The organism is Nocardia sp. CA-135398, from assembly GCF_050955845.1.
Taxonomy (GTDB): domain Bacteria; phylum Actinomycetota; class Actinomycetes; order Mycobacteriales; family Mycobacteriaceae; genus Nocardia.
The window spans coordinates 3,536,374-3,556,465 of record NZ_CP192084.1 but is presented as its reverse complement, the minus strand read 5'-3'; the positions used below and the strand labels follow the sequence as shown (position 1 = coordinate 3,556,465).

Annotated in this window: 18 protein-coding genes; 8 read left to right on the top strand and 10 right to left on the bottom strand. The window is 66.0% G+C overall.

Going from position 1 to position 20,092, the window contains the following annotated elements; genetic code table 11:
• Positions 1-97 precede the first annotated feature (97 nt).
• The 5 genes from ACQP1T_RS15775 to ACQP1T_RS15755 all read right to left on the bottom strand — a co-directional run bounded on the left by ACQP1T_RS15775 (position 98) and on the right by ACQP1T_RS15755 (position 5,736).
• The gene (locus ACQP1T_RS15775) at positions 98-1,102 is read right to left on the bottom strand and encodes a VWA domain-containing protein (protein WP_433761030.1); all 1,005 of its coding nucleotides are present in this window, start codon (positions 1,100-1,102) and stop codon (positions 98-100) included.
• The gene (locus ACQP1T_RS15770) at positions 1,099-2,049 is read right to left on the bottom strand and encodes a DUF58 domain-containing protein (RefSeq protein WP_062989694.1); all 951 of its coding nucleotides are present in this window, start codon (positions 2,047-2,049) and stop codon (positions 1,099-1,101) included. Before ACQP1T_RS15770 ends, ACQP1T_RS15775 begins: the two co-directional genes overlap by 4 nt.
• A gap of 53 nt (positions 2,050-2,102) precedes the next feature.
• Positions 2,103-3,311, bottom strand: a complete 1,209-nt coding sequence (locus ACQP1T_RS15765) for an AAA family ATPase (protein ID WP_433761028.1) — start codon at positions 3,309-3,311, stop codon at positions 2,103-2,105.
• Between the two features lie 157 nt (positions 3,312-3,468).
• Positions 3,469-4,896 (bottom strand): NlpC/P60 family protein, encoded by a 1,428-nt coding sequence (locus ACQP1T_RS15760; protein WP_433761026.1) that lies wholly within the window; start codon positions 4,894-4,896, stop codon positions 3,469-3,471.
• A 264-nt stretch (positions 4,897-5,160) separates the two neighbouring features.
• The gene (locus ACQP1T_RS15755) at positions 5,161-5,736 is read right to left on the bottom strand and encodes an Rv1476 family membrane protein (protein WP_433761024.1); all 576 of its coding nucleotides are present in this window, start codon (positions 5,734-5,736) and stop codon (positions 5,161-5,163) included.
• Between the two features lie 333 nt (positions 5,737-6,069).
• On the opposite strand from ACQP1T_RS15755, the gene ACQP1T_RS15750 reads away from it, so the two are divergent.
• The 3 genes from ACQP1T_RS15750 (at position 6,070) to ACQP1T_RS15740 (ending at position 10,426) form a co-directional block, all read left to right on the top strand.
• Positions 6,070-8,886: an aconitate hydratase gene (locus tag ACQP1T_RS15750; RefSeq protein WP_433761022.1), complete on the top strand. Its 2,817-nt coding sequence runs from the start codon at positions 6,070-6,072 to the stop codon at positions 8,884-8,886.
• Positions 8,887-8,982: 96 nt separating this feature from the next.
• Positions 8,983-9,549: a TetR/AcrR family transcriptional regulator gene (locus tag ACQP1T_RS15745; protein WP_040691943.1), complete on the top strand. Its 567-nt coding sequence runs from the start codon at positions 8,983-8,985 to the stop codon at positions 9,547-9,549.
• Between the two features lie 85 nt (positions 9,550-9,634).
• A complete protein-coding gene (locus ACQP1T_RS15740; protein WP_433761021.1) occupies positions 9,635-10,426 on the top strand; it encodes an SDR family NAD(P)-dependent oxidoreductase in 792 nt (263 codons plus the stop codon).
• Positions 10,427-10,459: 33 nt separating this feature from the next.
• Here ACQP1T_RS15740 and ACQP1T_RS15735 read toward each other — a convergent pair whose 3' ends face one another.
• Both ACQP1T_RS15735 and ACQP1T_RS15730 read right to left on the bottom strand, forming a co-directional pair.
• Positions 10,460-11,188, bottom strand: coding sequence for an ABC transporter permease (locus ACQP1T_RS15735; RefSeq protein WP_433762217.1), 729 nt, complete (start codon positions 11,186-11,188; stop codon positions 10,460-10,462).
• 26 nt (positions 11,189-11,214) lie between these two features.
• Entirely contained in the window at positions 11,215-12,492 is a 1,278-nt protein-coding gene (locus tag ACQP1T_RS15730) for a glycosyltransferase (protein ID WP_433761019.1), read from the bottom strand.
• A gap of 92 nt (positions 12,493-12,584) precedes the next feature.
• On the opposite strand from ACQP1T_RS15730, the gene ACQP1T_RS15725 reads away from it, so the two are divergent.
• Both ACQP1T_RS15725 and ACQP1T_RS15720 read left to right on the top strand, forming a co-directional pair.
• Positions 12,585-15,149, top strand: a complete 2,565-nt coding sequence (locus ACQP1T_RS15725; protein WP_433761018.1) for a cytochrome P450 — start codon at positions 12,585-12,587, stop codon at positions 15,147-15,149.
• Positions 15,150-15,191: 42 nt separating this feature from the next.
• On the top strand, positions 15,192-16,010 hold the full coding sequence (locus ACQP1T_RS15720; protein ID WP_433761016.1) for an SDR family oxidoreductase: 819 nt from the start codon (positions 15,192-15,194) through the stop codon (positions 16,008-16,010).
• Between the two features lie 81 nt (positions 16,011-16,091).
• On the opposite strand, the gene ACQP1T_RS15715 is transcribed toward ACQP1T_RS15720, so the two are convergent.
• A complete protein-coding gene (locus ACQP1T_RS15715; RefSeq protein WP_433761015.1) occupies positions 16,092-16,883 on the bottom strand; it encodes a hypothetical protein in 792 nt (263 codons plus the stop codon).
• 50 nt (positions 16,884-16,933) lie between these two features.
• Entirely contained in the window at positions 16,934-17,443 is a 510-nt protein-coding gene (locus tag ACQP1T_RS15710; RefSeq protein ID WP_433761013.1) for a MarR family winged helix-turn-helix transcriptional regulator, read from the bottom strand.
• Between the two features lie 149 nt (positions 17,444-17,592).
• Here ACQP1T_RS15710 and ACQP1T_RS15705 point away from each other — a divergent pair, with 149 nt between their 5' ends.
• The 3 genes from ACQP1T_RS15705 to ACQP1T_RS15695 all read left to right on the top strand — a co-directional run bounded on the left by ACQP1T_RS15705 (position 17,593) and on the right by ACQP1T_RS15695 (position 19,790).
• On the top strand, positions 17,593-18,021 hold the full coding sequence (locus ACQP1T_RS15705) for a cupin domain-containing protein (RefSeq protein WP_433762216.1): 429 nt from the start codon (positions 17,593-17,595) through the stop codon (positions 18,019-18,021).
• Positions 18,022-18,356: 335 nt separating this feature from the next.
• Positions 18,357-18,815: a hypothetical protein gene (locus ACQP1T_RS15700; RefSeq protein WP_433761011.1), complete on the top strand. Its 459-nt coding sequence runs from the start codon at positions 18,357-18,359 to the stop codon at positions 18,813-18,815.
• Between the two features lie 12 nt (positions 18,816-18,827).
• Entirely contained in the window at positions 18,828-19,790 is a 963-nt protein-coding gene (locus ACQP1T_RS15695; RefSeq protein ID WP_433761009.1) for a hypothetical protein, read from the top strand.
• Positions 19,791-19,856: 66 nt separating this feature from the next.
• Here the strand turns inward: ACQP1T_RS15695 and ACQP1T_RS15690 are convergent, their stop codons facing one another.
• Positions 19,857-20,090 (bottom strand): helix-turn-helix domain-containing protein, encoded by a 234-nt coding sequence (locus tag ACQP1T_RS15690; protein ID WP_063043281.1) that lies wholly within the window; start codon positions 20,088-20,090, stop codon positions 19,857-19,859.
• Between the last annotated feature and the right edge of the window lie 2 nt (positions 20,091-20,092).

The following is a 20,092-nucleotide window of genomic DNA, read 5'->3' as shown; positions in this document are numbered from 1 at the left end:
GAGGACCAACCTATCTGTTCGGGTTCGTGCGCCACGCCCGGGCCACACATAGTGCTCTATGGAGAGCCGGGCGCGTCGCGACGGCAGGCATTGACGACTACGGCAGGCGTTGACGATAGAGCAAGCCGGTAACTACACCGGCGGCGACAACGAGCATGCCGAGCAAAAGCCATGGTCTGCTGGCATCGCCCCTGGTCATCTCGTAACCGATCTGCTCTTCGAGCGTGTCGTAGACCGCGGTCAACTCGGTCAGGCTCGAGGCGGTATAGAAATCGCCACCGGAGAGTTTGGCGATCTCGCGTAGCGCATCGTCGTCGACAGGCACCTTGACGCGCTGAGCGCCCTGACCGTCCTGGTCCGGAATTTCCACGGTGCCCCATGAGGTGCCGAACGAAATCGTCGACACCGGAACGCCTTTGTTCTTCGCCAGGCGCGCCGCGGTGAAACCGTGCCGTGGATTGTCGACATCCTTGTCGTCGGGCACCGTCTGCTTACCGTCGGACATAAGCACGATGCGCGCCGGCGGCGGTGTTTCCGCGCCACCGAGCACGGTGGCAATGGTGTCGATCGACTGCAGCGCGGTGAGAATGCCCTCACCGGTGGCGGTGCGCTCGGCGAGTTTGATGTTGTCGATGGCCGCCTTGACCGCCTCGCGGTTCGTCGTCGGCGGCACCATTACCGAGGCGGTGCCGGCGAAGGTGACGAAGCCGAGATTGATACCCGGCGGCAGCCCGTCGACGAATTCCTTACCGGCCTTCTGCGCCACCTTGAGTCGCGACGGCGGCACGTCGGTCGCCTCCATGGACAGCGAAACATCCATCACCAGAACGACTGTCGCGCGATTGCGCGGCACCTTCTTGACCGCCGTCGGCCCCGCGGCCGCGATGGTGAGGAACACCAGACCGACCAGCATCAGCGCGATCGGCACATGCCGCATCGGACTCGGCCGCGACGGGGCGACCTTCTCCAGCAGCTCCATATTCGTGAACTGCAGCATGTGCCGGTGGCGGCTGCGCTGAACAAGGATGTAGCCCAACGCGATCAGTACGACGACGGCAAGGAAACCGAGCCAGACCAGCGCGGTGAAATGCGAAATACTCACTGGCGCGGAGCCCGTCCGCTCGGGGCGCCGAATGCGTGGCGCCGGGTGGACACGAACCGGACCACATCGGAGATCCAGTCCCGATCGGTCTGCAGGGTGAGCACCGGTGCGCCGCAACTGCGCAGGGCCTGTTCGACCTGAACCCGATGACGTTCGGCGGCGGCCGCGAAATCGGCGCGCAGCGTTGGCGTGACGCTGAATTCGCGGGTGCGCCCGGTCTCGGGATCGTGCAGCACCACATCACCCACATCGGGCAGCGACAGATCGCGCGGATCGAGCACCTCCACCGCGAGCAGATCGTGGCGCGCGGAGATCGCGCGCAGCGAGCGCTGCCAGTTGATATCACCGAGGAAATCACTGATGACCACCGCGAGTCCGCGCTTGCGCTGCGGGCGGCGCAGCGACTCGATCGCCTCGCGCAGATCGCCGCGCACACCGTCGCGGGCGTGCGGCGTAGTCGCGATCTCGCGCAGCATCGACTGCGCGTGCACCCGGCCGCTGCGCGCGGGAATTCGGGTCAACTGCTCGCCGGTCGCGACGACCGCGCCGATCCGATTACCGCCGCCGCTGGTGAGGTGGGTGATCGCCGCGGCGGCCGCGACCGCCAGATCGCGTTTCTGGCACAGCGCGGTGCCGAAGTCGAGGCTGGCCGACAGATCGACCACCATCCAGGTCTCGAGTTCCCGGTCCGCGATCATCTGTCGCACATGCGGATGGGTGGTGCGGGCCGTGACCGACCAATCCATCTGCCGCACATCGTCGCCCGGCTGATAGGTCCTGGCCTCGCCCGGCTCGGAGCCGGGGCCCGGAATCAAGCCGAGGTGATCGCCGTGCAGCACACCGTCGAGCCGACGACGGACGGTCAGTTCCAGCGTTCTGAGCGCCGCCGTCAGCTTCGGGTCGGACAGTTCGCCCGATCGGAAAGATGGTGGTGCATGGGGGGACATCGGCACTGGTGGAACCCCGTCTTGTGGAAAATCAGGCACAGCCGATGCCGAGGTCACTTCGGCTGGTTATTGCCGGCGGCCGGAGACATCTGCGCGACCTGCGGCTGCGGCACCGCGTCCTGGGGGGCTGGCGGCTGCGGGATCGGCGGCTGCCCGCCGTGCGGTCCCATGGCGGGCGGTGCGGCCGGAACGGGTGCGGCATGACCACCCGGGGCGACGGCCTGCGGCGCGACCTGGGGGAGGCCGACGGTCTGCAGCACGCGCTTGATCACATCGTCGGGGCTGATCTCATCGGCGAGCGCGTCATAGGACAGCACCAGCCGGTGGCGCAGCACATCCGGAATCACCTCGACGACATCCTGCGGCACCACATAGTCGCGGCCGCGGATCAGTGCGACGGCGCGGGCCGCGGCGATGATGCCGAGGCTGGCGCGCGGCGAGGCGCCGTAGGCGATCCAGCTCGCGACATCCTGCATGCCGAACTCGCCGGGCTTGCGGGTCGCCGCGATCACCCGGACCACATAGTCGACCAGCGCGTGGTGCACGAACGTATTCGCGGCCACCCGCTGCAGGCGGATCAGCTCGGACGGCTCGAGGATCGGCTTGGCCTCCGGCGGAGTGACACCCATCCGGTAGATGATCTCGCGTTCTTCCTCCACCGATGGGTAGTCCACGACAACCTTGAACAGGAACCGGTCGCGCTGCGCCTCGGGCAGCGGGTACACACCCTCGCTCTCGATCGGGTTCTGGGTCGCCATGACCAGGAACGGATCGGGCATCGGGTAGGTCTTACCGCCGATCGACACATGTCGTTCGGCCATCACCTCGAGCAGTGCGGACTGCACCTTGGCCGGGGCGCGGTTGATCTCGTCGGCGAGCACGAAGTTCGCCACGACCGGGCCGAGTTCGGTATCGAATTCCTCGCGGCCCTGACGGTAGATGCGGGTACCGATCAGGTCGGTGGGCACCAGGTCGGGGGTGAACTGGACGCGGGCGAACGAACCACCGACCACCCGGGCGAAGGTCTCCACCGCAAGGGTTTTGGCGATACCCGGCACACCCTCGAGCAGTACGTGGCCGCGTGCGAGGACCCCGACGAGCAGCCGTTCGACGAGCCGATCCTGGCCGACGATAACGCGCTTGACCTCGTATATCGCCTTCTCCAGGGTCTGGACGTCACGCTCCAGGGTGCTGGGTGCGGGAGCAGCGGCCTCTTTCGCCAAACTTGCCCCGCTCACACCGTCCGTCGAAGTCACCAACATCCCCGCTTTCGCTTTGGTCCTGTGCGTGCTGCCACAACTATTCCAGGTAATGGCCGCATATGCCGCAACCGGACCCGAGATCACGGCAAATCAACAGGTTCACGGTCTGGTTCGCGGCGTACGGCCCAGCCTGGGGGTTACCAGACGAGCCTAGGGGTTAAGTGACGATCCGCACCGCGTACGGCATGATGCCGCCCTCGCGCACCGGAGACACCCGTACCACCTCGCCGGATTGCGGCGCCTCCACCATCTTCCCGTTTCCGAGGTAGAGCGCGACATGTTCGCTGCCGTTCGGTCCCCAGAACAGCATGTCGCCGCGGCTGCGCTCGGCGACGGGCACTCTGGTGCCCGCGTTGTATTGATAGCCGCTGTAGTGCGGCAGCGAGACGCCGATACCGGCGAAGGCGTAGATCATCAGACCTGAGCAGTCGAAGCCGACCTTGTTGTAGTCGCCGAAGCGGTCCGCGACACCGCCGTCCCGGATGCCGAGGGTCGGCCCGTCCTCGTCGCCGCCGCCCCAGGCATAGACGACGCCGAGCTGCGACATGGCCCGATCGACCACGGTTTCGATCGCCTCGGAACCCGTGATGGAAGGCATGGTCGGCCCGGTGGCGCGCGGTCTGGTCTGGCGCGGTGGCGGTGAATCCTCCATCTGGACATGCGGCCGCCTACCCTCGCCCGCCTGCGCGGCGCGTTCCTTGGCGGCCTGGTCCTGGGCCGCACGTGCGGCGGCGGCCGCGGCGGCCGCGCGGATGGCGGCCTCCTCGGCCTTGCGCTGTTCGTCCCAGGCCAGATAGGCCTCGCGTTGTCCTTGCAGCCCGGCCACATTCGCGCGCGCCTGGTCGAGGCGGCCCTGCGCCACCGTGCGCTCGCGTAGTAGTCCCTCCCGCCGCACAGCCTGCTGATCCTGTTCGGCTTTCACCGCGGCGACGGCGTTTTCGGCGTCGATCTTCTTCTGTTCGGCCACTGCGGCGGCCGCGTCGGCGGCCGATTTCGCTTGGCGCGCACTGGCATTCTTATTGCCCTGGGCGATCTGGGCGCGCCGCAGCGAGTCCAGCACCGACTGCTGATTCTTCGATACCAGCGTGAACACCTGGGCGCGGTCGAGGGCGACGTTCGGGGTGGCCGAGGACAGGTAGGTGACCATCGAGGTCGCGGCGGGCCGGGTGTATGCCTGCACCGCGAACTGGTCGAAGTTGCGTCTGGCCTGGTCGACCTGGGTTCCGGCCTCGCTCAGTTCGCGCTGGGTCTGCACCACTGCGGCCGCGGCGGCATCGGCGGCGTCGCGCGCGTCCTGCAGATCGACGAGGGCCTTGTTGACCTCTTCGCGCTTCTGGGCGATCGCGGCGTCGAGCTCCTGCAGCTTCTGTTCCGTCGCCGCGACCTGGTTGATGAGCGCGCCGACCTCGGTGACCCTGGTGTCGACCTGCGCTCCGGCATCGGCGATCTGGCTGTCGCTGGGGTTCGGTGGGGCAGGCGGCACCGCGGCTCCCGGTCCGGCCGTGACGAGCACAGCAGCAGTGACCAGCAACCCCAGAGCGACCGACAGCGGACGCCGAGCAGCCGCAACGCCGTTGTTGCGCATCGCACCTCCCAAGGACCCGATCCGGCTTGACCTCACGAGCCCCCTGCGAACCATCACGCTCAGTGGTGCACAGATAGCTCTCTGAACACTCTTTTCCCATCAGCGATCATTCGAACCGTACGTCACATCATTCACCAAAGAAACTCCAGCAACAGAACTACAGCGGCGTAATTTGCTAGTTGCCGAGAAATAGCCGTACGGATACAAGGATTCGGCCGGACAAAACAAACCGACCGCTAGGAAAAGTGACTGAGCGGATACTCGCTACGCGCTGAGATCTCGGTCGTCGCCGCGACTCGAAACCCCTACCGGCACGGCCCGCTCGGCAGAACGGCGAGACTTCACCCAGTAGAGTCCGCCGACCACCAGCGCCGTGCCGACGAGCAACACACTGGTGATCGCGGTCCAGGAGAAGGTCTCCGGCCGCTCCAACTGATCGACGAAAAGCTGCGCCGCCTGCGCCGAATGTCCCTGCGTGCTCTTGGAAAGGTCCTCGGCCCGTTCCAGCTTCACCCGGCTGATCGAATCGCTGTAGGTGCCGACCCAGTCGTCGCTGAACACCACCACGGTTCCGTGCTCGGTCTTGCCGACCTCGGTGGCCAGGTCACGTAGATTGGAGTCGTGACCTGGATTACCGGGAATCACCACGATGCTGAGCTCGATGCCGTGGGCTCGGGCATCGGCGACGACCGCCTCGAGTGCGTCCTGATCCTTACCCTTCGGCGTGGCCACATGATTGTCGACCACATCCTCCTTGATCTGGGTCAACGTCTTGTCGTCGATACCAGGGGGGAGTTCGGCGCGCATGGGCGCGAACACCGAGGTGTGCGAGACGGTCATCTTCCATCCGGTCTGTCGAGCCGCATCGGCACGCGAGGCGACGGGCATCCAACACTGCAGGGTGATCCGGTGCAGGCCCACCGGTCACCCCGAACAACTCGAAAGCACAGTACGCGACGGAGTGTCGGATCACCTTCGGACGGCGCACCCAACGGCACCCGCGCGTTTCACAGGACAAGCGTACTGTTAGGCTCGAAGCCGCGAGGAGCCAGTACGTTCCAGGGCTGGAACCCTCCGAACACGTAACCGTAGCGACTGCTTGCAGGTCGTTCGAAAAACCAGCCGCGGGCACAGCCCCGCCCGCGGCAACCCTCACAGACGAGTGGAGCTGACGTGACGACAAGTATCGATACTTTCGGCGCCAAGGGCACCCTCGAGGTCGGAAGCAACTCCTACGAGATCTTCCGTCTCTCGGCCGTGCCCGGTACCGAAAAACTCCCCTACGCACTGAAGGTCCTCGCGGAGAATCTGCTCCGCACCGAGGACGGCGCCAACATCACCGCCGATCACGTCCGCGCGATCGCGAACTGGGATCCGTCGGCTCAGCCGAACACCGAGATCCAGTTCACCCCGGCCCGCGTGATCATGCAGGACTTCACCGGTGTGCCCTGCATCGTCGACCTGGCCACCATGCGTGAGGCCGTCGCCACCCTCGGGGGCGACCCGGACAAGGTCAACCCGCTCGCCCCCGCCGAGATGGTCATCGACCACTCCGTCATCATCGACGTATTCGGCCGGGCGGACGCCTTCGAGCGCAACGTCGACATCGAATACCAGCGCAACGGTGAGCGCTATCAGTTCCTGCGTTGGGGCCAAACGGCTTTCGACGATTTCAAGGTCGTGCCGCCGAGCACCGGCATCGTGCACCAGGTCAATATCGAGCATCTGGCGCGCGTCGTCATGGTCCGCAACGGCCAGGCCTACCCGGACACCTGCGTCGGCACCGACTCGCACACCACCATGGTCAACGGCCTGGGCGTACTGGGCTGGGGCGTCGGCGGTATCGAGGCCGAGGCGGCCATGCTGGGCCAGCCGGTCTCGATGCTCATCCCGCGCGTCGTCGGCTTCAAGCTGACCGGTGAGATCAACCCGGGCGTGACCGCCACCGACGTGGTGCTCACCGTGACCGATATGCTGCGCAAGCACGGCGTGGTCGGCAAGTTCGTCGAGTTCTACGGCAGGGGCGTCGCCGAGGTGCCGCTGGCCAACCGCGCCACCCTGGGCAATATGAGCCCCGAATTCGGTTCCACCGCAGCCATTTTCCCGATCGATGACGTCACCATCGATTACCTGAAGCTGACCGGTCGCACCGACGAGCAGGTCGCGCTGGTGGAGGCCTACGCCAAGGAACAGGGCCTCTGGCACGACGCCGACAAGGAGCCCGCGTACTCGGAGTACCTGGAGCTCGACCTGAGCACCGTGGTGCCCTCCATCGCGGGTCCGAAGCGTCCGCAGGACCGAATCCTGTTGTCGGAGAGCAAGACCGCCTTCCGCAAGGACATCCACAACTACACCAGCGACGCGGAGACCGGTCCGGCCGCCACCACGCCGCACACCCACCTGGACGAGGCCATCGAGGAGTCCTTCCCGGCCAGCGATCCGGCGGTGCTGTCCTTCGCCGACGACGACGCCGTACTGCCGTCCGCCGCCAACGGTGCGGTGGGCCGCCCGTCCAAGCCGGTCAAGGTCTCCACCGAGGAGTACGGCGACTTCGTGCTGGATCACGGCGCGGTCGTGGTCGCCTCGATCACCTCCTGCACCAACACCTCCAACCCGTCGGTCATGCTGGGCGCGGCCCTGCTGGCCCGCAACGCGGTGGACAAGGGCCTGACCCGCAAGCCATGGGTGAAGACCTCGATGGCCCCGGGTTCGCAGGTCGTCAACGGCTACTACGAGAAGGCCGGTCTGTGGCCGTACCTGGACAAGCTGGGCTTCAACCTGGTCGCGTTCGGCTGTGCCACCTGCATCGGCAACACCGGCCCGCTGCCGGAGGAGATCTCCAAGGCGGTCAACGACAACGACCTGACCGTCACCGCGGTGCTTTCCGGTAACCGCAACTTCGAAGGCCGCATCTCCCCCGACGTGAAGATGAACTACCTGGCCTCGCCGCCGCTGGTCATCGCCTACGCGCTCGCGGGCACCATGGACTTCGACTTCGAGAACGACGCGCTCGGCAAGGACACCGACGGCAACGACGTGTTCCTGAAGGACATCTGGCCCTCGCCGCAGGAAATCCAGGACACCATCGACCGGGTCATCTCCCGCGATATGTTCCTCGATGACTACAAGGACGTCTTCAAGGGTGACGAGCGCTGGCGTTCGCTGCCGACCCCGGAGGGCAAGACCTTCGAGTGGGCCGAGGAGTCGACCTACGTCCGCAAGCCTCCGTACTTCGAGGGCATGCCGCAGACGCCGGAGCCGGTCAGCGATATCAAGGGCGCGCGGGTGCTCGCACTGCTCGGCGATTCGGTCACCACCGACCACATCTCTCCCGCGGGCAACATCAAGCCGGGCACCCCGGCCGCGCAGTACCTGGAGGCCAACGGCGTCGAGCGCAAGGATTACAACTCCTACGGCTCGCGTCGCGGTAACCACGAGGTGATGATCCGCGGCACCTTCGCCAATATCCGGCTGCGCAACCAGCTGCTCGACGATGTCTCGGGCGGTTACACCCGCGACTTCACCCAGGACGGTGGCCCGCAGGCGTTCATCTACGACGCCTCGCAGAACTACCAGGCCGCGGGCATCCCGCTGGTCGTGCTCGGCGGTAAGGAGTACGGTTCGGGTTCTTCGCGGGACTGGGCAGCCAAGGGCACCTCGCTGCTGGGTGTGAAGGCCGTCATCACCGAGTCCTTCGAGCGCATCCACCGCTCGAACCTCATTGGTATGGGCGTCATTCCGCTGCAGTTCCCGGCCGGTGAGTCGGCCGCGTCGCTGAAGCTGGACGGCACCGAGACCTTCGATATCGAGGGAATCACCAAGCTGAACGAGGGTGTGACTCCGAAGACCTTGAAGGTCACCGCCACCAAGGAGAACGGCGATGTGGTCACCTTCGACGCGGTGGTCCGGATCGACACCCCCGGTGAGGCCGACTACTACCGCAACGGTGGCATCCTGCAGTACGTGCTGCGCAACATGATTCGCGGCTGAACGACTGTGCTGTAGTAGGTCCGCGCACCGCGTCACCCGCGGTGCGCGGACCTCTTCACATCGCATTGCCCGCTTCGCTCGGAGGAGCCCGCCGAAATGCCCAAAGTCAGTGACGATCACCTCGCCGCCCGGCGTAGTCAGATTCTGGACGGGGCGCGGGCCTGTTTCGCCGAATACGGGTACGACGGGGCGACCGTGCGCCGCTTGGAAGAGGCCATCGGCCTGTCACGCGGCGCGATCTTCCACCACTTCCGGGACAAGGACGCCCTTTTCCTCGCGCTGGCCCAAGAAGACGCCGACCGTATGGCCGATGTCGCGGCCAATCAGGGTCTGGTGCAGGTCATGCGCGATATGCTCGCCCACCCGGAGCAATTCAATTGGCTCGGAACGCGTTTGGAGATCGCGCGCCGCCTGCGCACCGATCCGGAATTCCGCGCGAGCTGGACCCAGCGCTCCGCCGAACTGACCGCCGCCACCCTGGCCCGCCTGGAACGCCGCAAGGCCGCAGGCGCCCTCCGCGACGACGTCCCCACCGACGTCCTCCTCGGCTATCTGGATCTGGTGCTGGACGGCCTCATCGCCCGCATCGCCTCCGGGCATACCAACGAAAACCTTTCCGCGGTATTGGATCTCGTGGAAGCCTCGGTCCGCCGCAAGGAGTGAGGGCCGAAGACAGGCTCGGCTCAGCACGACACCCGGCGGTATGAGATGCCTCGTGAAATGGGGAGTCTCGATAATAATCGTCGGTATGGAACTGAACGGAGCACGCGTACTGATCACCGGCGCGACCGGCGGAATCGGCGGTGCGATCGCCGCCGCGGTTACCGCGCGGGGCGCGAATGCAGTGCTCTCCGGGCGCCGTGCCGAGGAACTCGACCAGGTCGCGACTCGGATCGGCGCGCAGGCGATAGTCGCGGACCTCGCCGTGCCGGGCAGCGCTGAGAAGCTGCTCGAGGAGGCCGGGGACATCGATATCGTCATCGCCAACGCCGCACTGCCCGGTTCGGGCGACCTGCTCGACTATTCGCTGACCGAGATCGATCGGGCGCTGGAGGTCAATCTGCGCGCACCCATCGTGCTGGCCCGCCTCGCCGGTGCGCGCATGGCCGAGCGCGGCCGGGGCCACTTGGTCTTCATCAACTCCTTGTCCGGCAAGGCCGCATCGGGCAAGGCCGCGATGTACAACGCGACCAAATTCGGGCTCCGCGGCTTCGCCTTGGCCTTGCGCGCCGACCTCGAAGGCCGCGGCGTCGGTGTCTCGTCGATCTATCCCGGATTCGTCAGGGACGCGGGCATGTTCGTCAAATCCGGCGCGGCCCTACCACCGGGAGTCGGCACCCGGAGCCCGGAAGACGTCGCGAACGCCGTGGTCCGAGCGATCGAACGGAACATCGCCGAGACAGACGTAGCACCCCTCCCGGTCCGCTTGGGCGCAACCCTCGCCCTGATCGCCCCCAATCTCTCGACCCGCGTCCAGCGCCTGTTCGGCGCCGACAAGGTGATGACCGAACTCGCCGCCGGTCACCGCGACATGCGCTGAACCGCGCCGTCGACCAACGCTGGCCTGGAGGCTTCAGCGGTGCGACAAGCGGCTGAATACGACGCTGGCACCGGCGAATCCGATGGCACCGAGAATCGCGCACCAGAGCAGGGCGAGGGGGGTGTTGTGGCCGGTGTCGAGGGAGTTCAGGAGTCCGCGCACGGTTTCGATGATGGGGGTGGCGGGTTGGTAGTCGGCGAAGCCGCGCAGCCAGTGCGGCATCGTGCTGGTTTGGACGAAGGCGCTGCTGATGTAGGGGATGAACATGATCGCGTAGGTGAGGCCTCCGGCGGCTTCCGGGTTCTTGGCGACCAGGCCGAGGGCTACGGCGATCCAGGAGATGGCGGTGACGAACAGGGTGATGATCGCGAGAGCCGCCAGCCAGCCGAGTGGACCGGCCTGGGGGCGGTAGCCGAGTGCGAGTGCCACGGTGACCGCGATCGCGATGGCCGCGAGATTGCGCATAACACCCTCGGCGACGTGCCCGGCGAGTACGGCCTGCCGGAACATCGGCAGGGTGCGGAAGCGGTCGATGCTCCCCCGTGTCATATCGGTGGAGACGGCGGTGGCGGTAATAGATGAGCCGAAACCCGTGCACAGCAACATGATTCCGGGCACCACATAGTCGAGATACGGCCCGCCGACATCGATGGCGCCGCCGAAGACATAGGTGAACAGCAGCATCACCAGAATCGGCATGAGCAGCGAAATGATCAGGGTGTCGCGGCTGCGGAGGGTGTGTCGGGCGCAGCGGCGGAACATGACGAGGGTGTCGGCGAAGACGTCGGTCACCGGGCCGCGGCCTCGATGATGTCGGCGGTGCGGGCCGCGGCGTCCTCGGTGCTCAGCGTCTCGGCGAATTCCGCTGCGCGGGACCGGCGTTCGGGCGTCAGCAGAGACGCGACGCCTTGTTCCAGTCGAGCCTCGGTCAGTCGCGTGAACGGCAGATGCGCACCGACGCCGAGTCGCTCGACCTGCCCGCCCCACATCGGCTGTTCGAACGACACCGAGCACACCAGCGTCGGCAATCCGGCGCGCAGACTCTCGAACAGCGTCCCGATACCGCCGTGATGCACCGCCGCGGCGCAATACGGGAAAACCAGATCGTGTGCGAACGGACCGACAACCTTCACATTCGGCCCCGCTTGGGCATCGGCAATATCCAGATCACTCCACCCAGCGCTGACCAACGCACGCACACCCAAACGAGCAGACACCTCGGTAACCATCGCCAGCACCGCGGCCGTATCCCGAATGGGCATACTGCCGAATCCGAAGAACACCGGCGGCTCCCCCGCCTCGATCCAGGAAAGAATTCCCGCATGATCGCCCGCCAAGTCACCGACGGCCGCGCGGGCGGCCTGATCGAGCGTCAGAAATCCGGTGAACGGCCTGCGCTCATCCCATTGTTCGGGCAGTCCGGGTACCAATGCCGGATCGTAGATCTGCACTTCGGGAACATGCGCCCGCGCCAATACCGCTGCGGTGCTCGCCCGCGATTTCGGCAGTCCGAGCGTCGCGCGTAGCTCGTTGAGATAGCGCATGAACACCACGCGGCGCAGATTCTCCGCGACCGCCCACGTCGCCCTATTGACGACGGCGGGCGGATTCCACCGCGGCGACAGCGCACCCGGAAACGGATATGCGCCATTACTCCGACAGGGGAAATAGTGCAGGCTCACGAGGGGAACCCCCATTGCCTCCGCAACCGAACTGGCCCGATCCTCGGTGACGGTGCTCGCCACGATCAGATCCGCGCCCGTACAAACGTCGATGACCTCCCGATTCATCTGCTGGGCATAATCGGCCATCTGCCGGGCGACCAATTGCATGAGCCGCAGGGTGTTGCCCGCCGCGAGCGCCCGCTGTCCGGCGTCCGAACTGTAGAGCTGCTGCACATCCGGTCCGCAGGCGACGGCGGCAAGCCCGGTTGCCGTGGCGAATTCGACCAGATTCGGTGGCGCACCGAGCAGCACATCATGGCCGCGACGGCGCAGCTCGAGTCCCAAAGCCACGACGGGCTGGACATCACCGCGGGTTCCGGTGAGCGGAATCGCTATTTTCACGGCACTCTTTCGTATCTGGGCCCTGACGCCGACCGGATAGTCCACAGAATTAAGGGCTCCGCACGGCGGCGACGTGTCAGTAAAGTGCCATTGTGCACATAGCGATGTTCATGGACTACCACCCGGCCACTCTCGGTGGAGTCCAGACCGCGGTGGATTCGCTGTGCCGTGGTCTCGAACGCGCAGGTCACCGTGTCACCCTGTTCGTCGCGCCGCAGCCCGGCGCCGACGAGCTCCCGAATGTGGTGCCGCTGCGCGCCGCGGGTGGTCTCGCGGTGAACGGATTCCCGGTCGTGCTGCCGACCAAGCACAATGCCGAACTCATCGACGCCACCTTCGCCGCACGCGGGCCGATCGACCTCGTGCACACCCACACCACCTACGGTGTCGCCATCGCCGGTATGAAAGCCGCACGGCGACACCGGATTCCGCTCGTCCACACCGCTCAGAGTCGCGATGACGCGTTCATCGAGAACACCTCGCCCGCACCGTATCCGGCGGCGCTGGCCCTGCGTGCCATGCACGGCCGGTTCGTACCGCACGATCAGCACATGCCGCACCGCGCCGAAAGCCGTGCGGCACGCCATGCCTGGTGGACGATCGTCGGTCAGGCCCAAGCCGCGGATCGGGTCATCGCGCCGACCCAGCACTTCGCCGACCAATTGCTCGCACACGGGCTGACCCGGCCGCTTCGGGTGGTATCCAACGGCGTCGACGACGAGCTCATCGAAAACAGCACCGGCACACCGGGTGTCGAGCGCACGGCCGACGCACCACTGCGGCTGATCTGGTGCGGGCGACTGTCGGCCGAGAAGCGGCTGCTCGCCGCAATCGAGGCCGTGCGGTATCTCGACGACTGCACTCTCGATATCTACGGCGACGGCGACCAGTCGGCCGAGGCGGCCGCCGCCATCACCGAGTATCGACTCGCGGACCGAATCCGCCTGCACGGCAGGGCCACTCGAGCGGAATGCCTCGCGGCAATGTCCGACGGCGACGCACTGCTGTTCCCCTCCAACGGTTTCGACACACAGGGCATGGTCCTGCTCGAGGCGGTGGCGGTCGGCCTGCCGATCATCTACTGCGATCCCGATCTCGATGAATCGGTCCCACCCGGGGGCGGCATTCGCACCGCCGATCCGTCGTCCGTCGCGATCGCCGACACCGTCGCCAAGCTCGACGCCGACCGCACCGCGCTCACCGAAATGCGTCAGATCCTCGGCAAATACCGCGATTCGGTGCGCCAGTCGCAGCACATCGGAACCGTGCTGCAAATTTATCGACAGGTCAGGGCCGACTGCGCACGCAGCCCGGAACTGGTCATGCCGCAATCGCTTTCAGAAGTACCGACCGCGCCGGGCCGACTCCCGCTGGTCGGCCACAGCCTGCGCGCGCTGCGCGACGCGCCGGGCTTCGTCACCTCGCTGGCCGATCTCGGCCCGATCGTGCGCCTGCGGTTCGGCCAGAAGACCGGATATCTGCTCACTACACCGGATCTCGTCCGCGAGGTCGGCCTCGGCGACGCCGAACTCAATCGGGATGATCTGCGCGAGGCCATCGATGATGTCGCGGGCGGATCCGTCAATGTCCTGCGCGGCGAGGAACACAAGCTGCGGCGGCGGATGATCTCGCCCGCGCTGCGGCAGAGCCGCCTTGCCGAGTACACGCGGGCGGCGGCCGATATCGCCGAAACCTGGTCGGCGGGATTGCCTTCGGGCGGTCAGGTGAATCTGATGGACGAGGCACACGGCCTGATCCTCGACACGGTCTCCTCGACGCTGTTCACCGCCGATTTCAGCGATGACGCACGCCGCGAGATCCGAGACAGCGTGCCATGGCTGCTCAGTCAGGTCATTCTGCGCACCGCGCTGCCCCCACAGGTGCGCCGACTCCGGCTCATTTCGAACTGGCGCTGGCGCACCAAGGCCAGGCACCTGCGCACCGCCATCGGTGCCGTCATCACCGAATATCGCCGCCGCGACGAGGATTTCAACGATGTGGTCTCGGCGCTCATCCGGCACACCGACAGCGAGACCGGTGCGACCCTGTCCGACGAGCACATCATCGATGAAGCGATCCTCATGCTGGCCGGTGGCGTCGGCTCGATGGCGTCACTCACCGGCTGGCTCTGGCACGAGGTCATGCGCCGCCCCCAGATCGCCGACCGGTTGTACGCCGAACTCGATTCCGTCGTCGGAGCGAGCCCGGTCCGAGCCGATCATCTCGGTGCACTCCCGTACCTGAAACAGGTTGTGGCGGAGACACTTCGGTTCTGGGGCCCATGGATCAGCGCGGGCACCGCCGACGGCGATGTCACCATCGGCGGACTCACCGTTCCCGACGGCACGGCGATCATGTTCTCCCCCTATCTGGTTCAGCACAACAAGCGCTACTACGCCGATCCGGAATCCTTCGACCCGGACCGCTGGTCACCCGAGCGCGCAGCCGATATCGACAAGAAGGCCAACCTCTCATTCGGCGTCGGCCGCCGCCGCTGCCTCGGCGACCATTTCGCCATGATCGAAATCGGCCTCGCCGCCGCGGCACTGCTGGCCCGCTGGCGCCCGACACCGGATCCGAACTACACGGTGCGCGCCTCCAATCGAGACTTCGTGCTGTCTCCTTCGGCGCTGCCGGTTACGCTGCACCCGCGTTGAATACTTGCTTGGAGTGCACTCCAGGTCGCTAGCGTGGGTCGCATGAGCAAAGTTTGGTTCATCACCGGAGTCTCACGAGGATTCGGCCGCGAATGGGCACTCGCCGCGCTGGAACGCGGCGATCAAGTGGCCGGTACGGCGCGCGATACGAGCACACTCGACGATCTCGTCGCCAAATACCCGGACACCTTCCTGCCGCTGCGCCTCGATGTGACCGACCGGGACGGCGATTTCGCCGCGGTACAGCAGGCGGCCGAGCGATTCGGGCGGCTCGATATCGTGATCAACAACGCCGGCTACGGCCAGTTCGGCATGATCGAGGAACTCAGCGAGGACGAGTTCCGCGCGCAATTGGAAACCAATGTCTTCGGCGCACTGTGGGTCACCCAGGCGGCGTTGCCGATCCTGCGGGCCCAGGGCAGCGGCCACATCATCCAGGTGTCGAGCATCGGCGGCATCTCCGCCTTCCAGAATCTCGGCGCGTACCACGCGTCGAAGTGGGCGCTGGAGGGTTTCTCGCAGGCGCTCGCCCAGGAGGTCGCACCTTTCGGCATCCATATCACCCTGATCGAACCGGGCGGATTCGGCACCGACTGGGCGGGCCCCTCGTCGCGGCATGCCAGCCCGCTCCCGGCCTACGACGAGGCCAGGGCCGCCCGAGCCGCGCAACGTTCGGCGATGCGCCAGGGCGATCCGGCCGCCACTAGCGCGGCCATACTCGCGGTCGTCGACGCGCCCGAGCCGCCGCTGCGCATTTTCCTCGGCGAGGTCCCGCTGACCATCGCTACCGCGGATTACGAATCCCGGCTGGCGCTCTGGCGCGAGTGGCAGCCCATCTCCGCTGCCGCACAGGGGGATTGAGCCGGACAGCTCGGGTACGACGCGGCCGGAGAGCGCAGCATCCTCCATGCAAATCAGGGACTGTGCCGCGCTACTCGCGGGTCAGTAGTTGGCGTTCAGATAGTCGGCGGCGTGGGTCGTCCACAGGACATTCGTGCCGGGCATATTGTGTCCGGAGTAGAGAACGTGTTGGCCATCCGGCCACGGCGTCAGATAACCGATGACACCGTTGACCGCGGTCGCATAGCGATCGAGATTGCCGATCGGATCGTTCATCAGGAAACGCAGCAATTCGGCGAAGATCAGCGGGGCCACATTTCCGATACGTGCGCCCTCCACGAACGAGAACGGCGAAATACCGATATCGATGACCCGCAGCGGCGAGTCGCCCGGTGACGCGGTGATGATATCGCCCGGATTCGCGTACTCCTTGACATCAACGGCGGGCCAGGCGCCATGTTCACCGTGCAGGCCGTAAGTCGTTGCCGGACAAAGGTTGCCGACCGACTGACCGCGTTTACGCAGCGGGTTGGCGATATTGACGGCGAAGGCGATTTCCAGGGGCGAGCCGTCGGTGTTCTTGTACTTGCCCGACCGCACCCCCTCCAGGATCTTGCTCGCGCAGATACTTCCGAGCGAATAGCTCAGAAGTCCACAGACGTTCGGCGAGTCCTGAATCGCCTTGACGCCCGCCGCGACACCGAGGCGGATCGAGGTGTCCAGCGAAGGGCCCCACAGATCCGGACTCGGACCCACCGAGGCGGGCCAATCCGGCTCGAAGGCGGTGAAACGGTCGGGATCGAGCAGTTTCGTGACATCGCGCAGCATGCCGGCGGGCGTCCCATTGGTATTCCGCGGTTCACCCGTGCCGCGGAGGGTGATGATGTCGATCATCACTCCATGGTGAACCGATGACCGGCCGAGCACCCGAGTAGCGAACTACCTCATTTCGCCGGGCCTTCGAGGCTGCCGAGCAGTACCCGGGCGATGCGGTCGAGGTCGCGGCGATCCTTCGCCGAGAGCACAGACAGCATCCTCGTTTCGTTCTCGGCATGCGCGGTGACGACTTTGTCGATCAGCGCGCGGCCCGCGTCGGTGAGGGCGACGCGGATGGCGCGGCGATCCTGCGCATCCGCGATGCGCCGGACCAGCCCCGCCGACTCCAGCCGGTCGAGCCGTCCGGTCATTCCGGCACGGGACAGCATCAGCGTGTCGGCGAGCACCGATGGGTTCAATTCGAACGGCTCCCCCGAACGACGCAGTGCGGCAAGCACATCGAACTCACCACGCTGCAGCCCGTGCGCGATGAAGACCGCCTCGATATCCCGCTGCGCGACCACAAGCAGCCGCCCCAGCCGTCCGATCACCCCCATCGCCTCCAACTCGAGGTCCGGCCGCTCCCGGCGCCACTGCTCGACGATCGCATCCACCGGATCTTGTTCGATCTCACCCATGGACAAGATTCTATTCGCTGCTATATAGTTCGGTAGCGAATTATCAATCACCGAATTACTTGGAGAGCACCGTGAACGCCACCACCGACCGCACCTTCGCCATCCGCCAGCCGCAGGATGCCGAGACCCTGGTCACCCCCTCTGTCACCATGCGCCTGCTCATCGATTCGAACGAGGCGGGCGGCGCGGTCAGCCACCTGGAGGTCACCATGGACAAGGGCGCGGACGGCGCGGCACCGCATTACCACACCAAGTCGGACGAGCTGTTCTACGTCGCGGACGGCGAACTGCAGGTACTGGCCGGGGACAAGATCGTCACCGTGGGCGCGGGCGGATCGATCGTCGTGCCCAAGCTCATGCCGCACGCCTTCGGCGCGGCCCCGGACAGCTCCGCGCGAATTCTCATCGCACTCATGCCCGCGGTGGAACGCTTCGGCTACTTCCGTCTGCTCGACCGGCTGGTCAAGGGCGAGGCCACCTTCGAAGAGCTGGCGGCATCGCAGGAGGAATACGACAACTGGTTCGTCGAGTCGCCCGAATGGTGGGCCGAGCGCAACGCGAACCGGCGCGATTCCTGAAGCGACGCAGATCTTTCGAATCCGCCGGGACATCGACGACTTCGACGGTAGGGTCGCAGCGGAGACCGAGGGACACATCCGCGCCGACGGATGCACGGCCGCCAATCCCGGGCAATGCCGCCCGAGCAGAACCGTTCGGAAGTAGCTCAGCGATTGCCGACGCACGTTGTAGCTCGAACCGAAAATCTTTCGGCGCTAGCGCATCCCGAGCCTGAATTCAGTTTGCCAGCGGCGGAGAAATCTCGCGATCCGAACCGTGCGAGACCCCTTGCGCGATATGATCCAGTTCCCGCTCGGGGGTCCTGGCAAATCGCGAGCAGATCGGAGAGCTCACTATGACCGACGCAATCCACCTTCCCGGTACCGGGCCGGCGGGTGACCGCGTCCCCGCGTTGCAGGGACTGCTGGTGGCCGAGTCGGAACGAGATTTCACGGTCAGAGTTACCGAAGGAACCTGGACCTTCCGCCGCGACGATGTGCTGCGGGTGCTCGACTGGGCCGACGGCGCTGCCGCCGAGCGCGACGGCCGCCCGGTGCTGATGGATATCCGCCCCGGCGCCACCGCCGATTTCACCCGCCGCCTTCGCATCGACTTGGTCGACCGGCCGATGACACTGGCCGAGGAACCCTCTGCGGCACTGGGAGACGAAGCGCTGCAACAACTCACCGCATCTTGGGCCGATAGTCTGCAGCTTGCCGAATGCCCCGGCACCAGCGGAGCGACCTTCACCTACTGCCAAACCAAATCGCTCGCGACAAGCGACGACGGCATAAACTGCGACAGTCTCGACTGAACGGGACTGCGCATGGCGGCGCGCCGGACAGGTTCGGTCCTCATCGTCTCCGAATCCGATGATCTGCACGGCACCGCGATGGCGGCGACGTTGCGAGAACACCACGGGCTCAGCCCGATTCAGCTCGACCTGCGCGACTTTCCGCGCGAATCCGGAAGTTTCCGGCTCGATCGGCACGGCACCGCCCGTTCGCTGTCGCATGTGATCGGACTCGACGATGTCCGCTCGGTCTGGTGGCGCAGACCGCATCCCGCGCAGGTTCCGGCCGGTGTGCGCGCCTCCGATGACGCCTACCGCCAAGCCGAATGCGATGGCTTCATCCAGGGCCTGCTGTGGTCGATCCCCGCGTACTGGGTCAACGATCCCGGCGCCGATCGCACCGCGAGCCGCAAGATCGTGCAGTTGGAGACCGCGCGCCGAGCCGGTTTCGTGATACCGGAAACCCTGATCACCAACGATCCGGACGAGGCGCGCAGCTTCATCGAATCACGTTCGGGCTCGGTGGTTTACAAGCGAACCGGCACCGGACGCGCCGAATTCGCCGAGACCCGAATAATCACCAAGTCCGACTTCGGCCGCCTGGCGGGCATCCGCTCCGCGCCGACAACCTTCCAGGACTACGTCGAGGCGCAGTGCGATCTGCGGGTGGTGTGGATGGACGGCGTCGAATGGGCGGTGCGCATCGACTCGCAGTCCGGGGTCGGCCGGGTCGATTCCCGACTCGACACCACCGTCGACTTCGCACCGGAGCATCTGCCCGCCTCGGTCAGCAAGTCGCTGGCCACGCTCATGGGCGCACTCGGCCTGAGCTTCGGCGTGTTGGATCTACGGTTGGGCCTGGACGGCGAGTACTACTTCCTCGAGGTCAACCCACAGGGCCAGTTCGCGTATCTGGAGATCAAGACGGGCCTGCCGATGTTCCGCAGCCTCGCCAACCTGCTGGTCAACGGCGACGGCGCGGTGCCGGGCTATTAGCGCGCTCGATCCCGCTCGGTGTCGGCGAAATCCATTCGCCGACACCGGGATCAAGATCCGCGAACGCTACTGGCTCTTGCGGCGGTTCGCACCGCCGCGGCTGCGGAGCTGCACGTGCGACTCCACCAGCACGTTGTGGATGAATCCGTAGGAGCGGCCGGTCGACCGTGCCAGCGATCGAATGCTGGCACCCGCCTCGTACTGCTTCTTCAGCTGGGTTTGCAAACGGTCTCGTGATTTCCCCGTGACGCGTGTGCCCTTACCCAGTGTGGCCTTGACTTGTGTGGGCCTGTCGCTCATGG

What these genes read in the sequence shown, in the direction of transcription:
- ACQP1T_RS15770 (WP_062989694.1), bottom strand. Translation starts at nt 2,049, where the DNA reads ATGTCCCCCCATGCACCACCATCTTTCCGATCGGGCGAACTGTCCGAC.
- ACQP1T_RS15765 (WP_433761028.1), bottom strand. Translation starts at nt 3,311, where the DNA reads ATGTTGGTGACTTCGACGGACGGTGTGAGCGGGGCAAGTTTGGCGAAA.
- ACQP1T_RS15760 (WP_433761026.1), bottom strand. Translation starts at nt 4,896, where the DNA reads ATGCGCAACAACGGCGTTGCGGCTGCTCGGCGTCCGCTGTCGGTCGCT.
- ACQP1T_RS15755 (WP_433761024.1), bottom strand. Translation starts at nt 5,736, where the DNA reads ATGACCGTCTCGCACACCTCGGTGTTCGCGCCCATGCGCGCCGAACTC.
- ACQP1T_RS15745 (WP_040691943.1), top strand. Translation starts at nt 8,983, where the DNA reads ATGCCCAAAGTCAGTGACGATCACCTCGCCGCCCGGCGTAGTCAGATT.
- ACQP1T_RS15740 (WP_433761021.1), top strand. Translation starts at nt 9,635, where the DNA reads ATGGAACTGAACGGAGCACGCGTACTGATCACCGGCGCGACCGGCGGA.
- ACQP1T_RS15735 (WP_433762217.1), bottom strand. Translation starts at nt 11,188, where the DNA reads ATGTTCCGCCGCTGCGCCCGACACACCCTCCGCAGCCGCGACACCCTG.
- ACQP1T_RS15720 (WP_433761016.1), top strand. Translation starts at nt 15,192, where the DNA reads ATGAGCAAAGTTTGGTTCATCACCGGAGTCTCACGAGGATTCGGCCGC.
- ACQP1T_RS15715 (WP_433761015.1), bottom strand. Translation starts at nt 16,883, where the DNA reads ATGATCGACATCATCACCCTCCGCGGCACGGGTGAACCGCGGAATACC.
- ACQP1T_RS15710 (WP_433761013.1), bottom strand. Translation starts at nt 17,443, where the DNA reads ATGGGTGAGATCGAACAAGATCCGGTGGATGCGATCGTCGAGCAGTGG.
- ACQP1T_RS15705 (WP_433762216.1), top strand. Translation starts at nt 17,593, where the DNA reads ATGCGCCTGCTCATCGATTCGAACGAGGCGGGCGGCGCGGTCAGCCAC.
- ACQP1T_RS15700 (WP_433761011.1), top strand. Translation starts at nt 18,357, where the DNA reads ATGACCGACGCAATCCACCTTCCCGGTACCGGGCCGGCGGGTGACCGC.
- ACQP1T_RS15695 (WP_433761009.1), top strand. Translation starts at nt 18,828, where the DNA reads ATGGCGGCGCGCCGGACAGGTTCGGTCCTCATCGTCTCCGAATCCGAT.
- ACQP1T_RS15690 (WP_063043281.1), bottom strand. Translation starts at nt 20,090, where the DNA reads ATGAGCGACAGGCCCACACAAGTCAAGGCCACACTGGGTAAGGGCACA.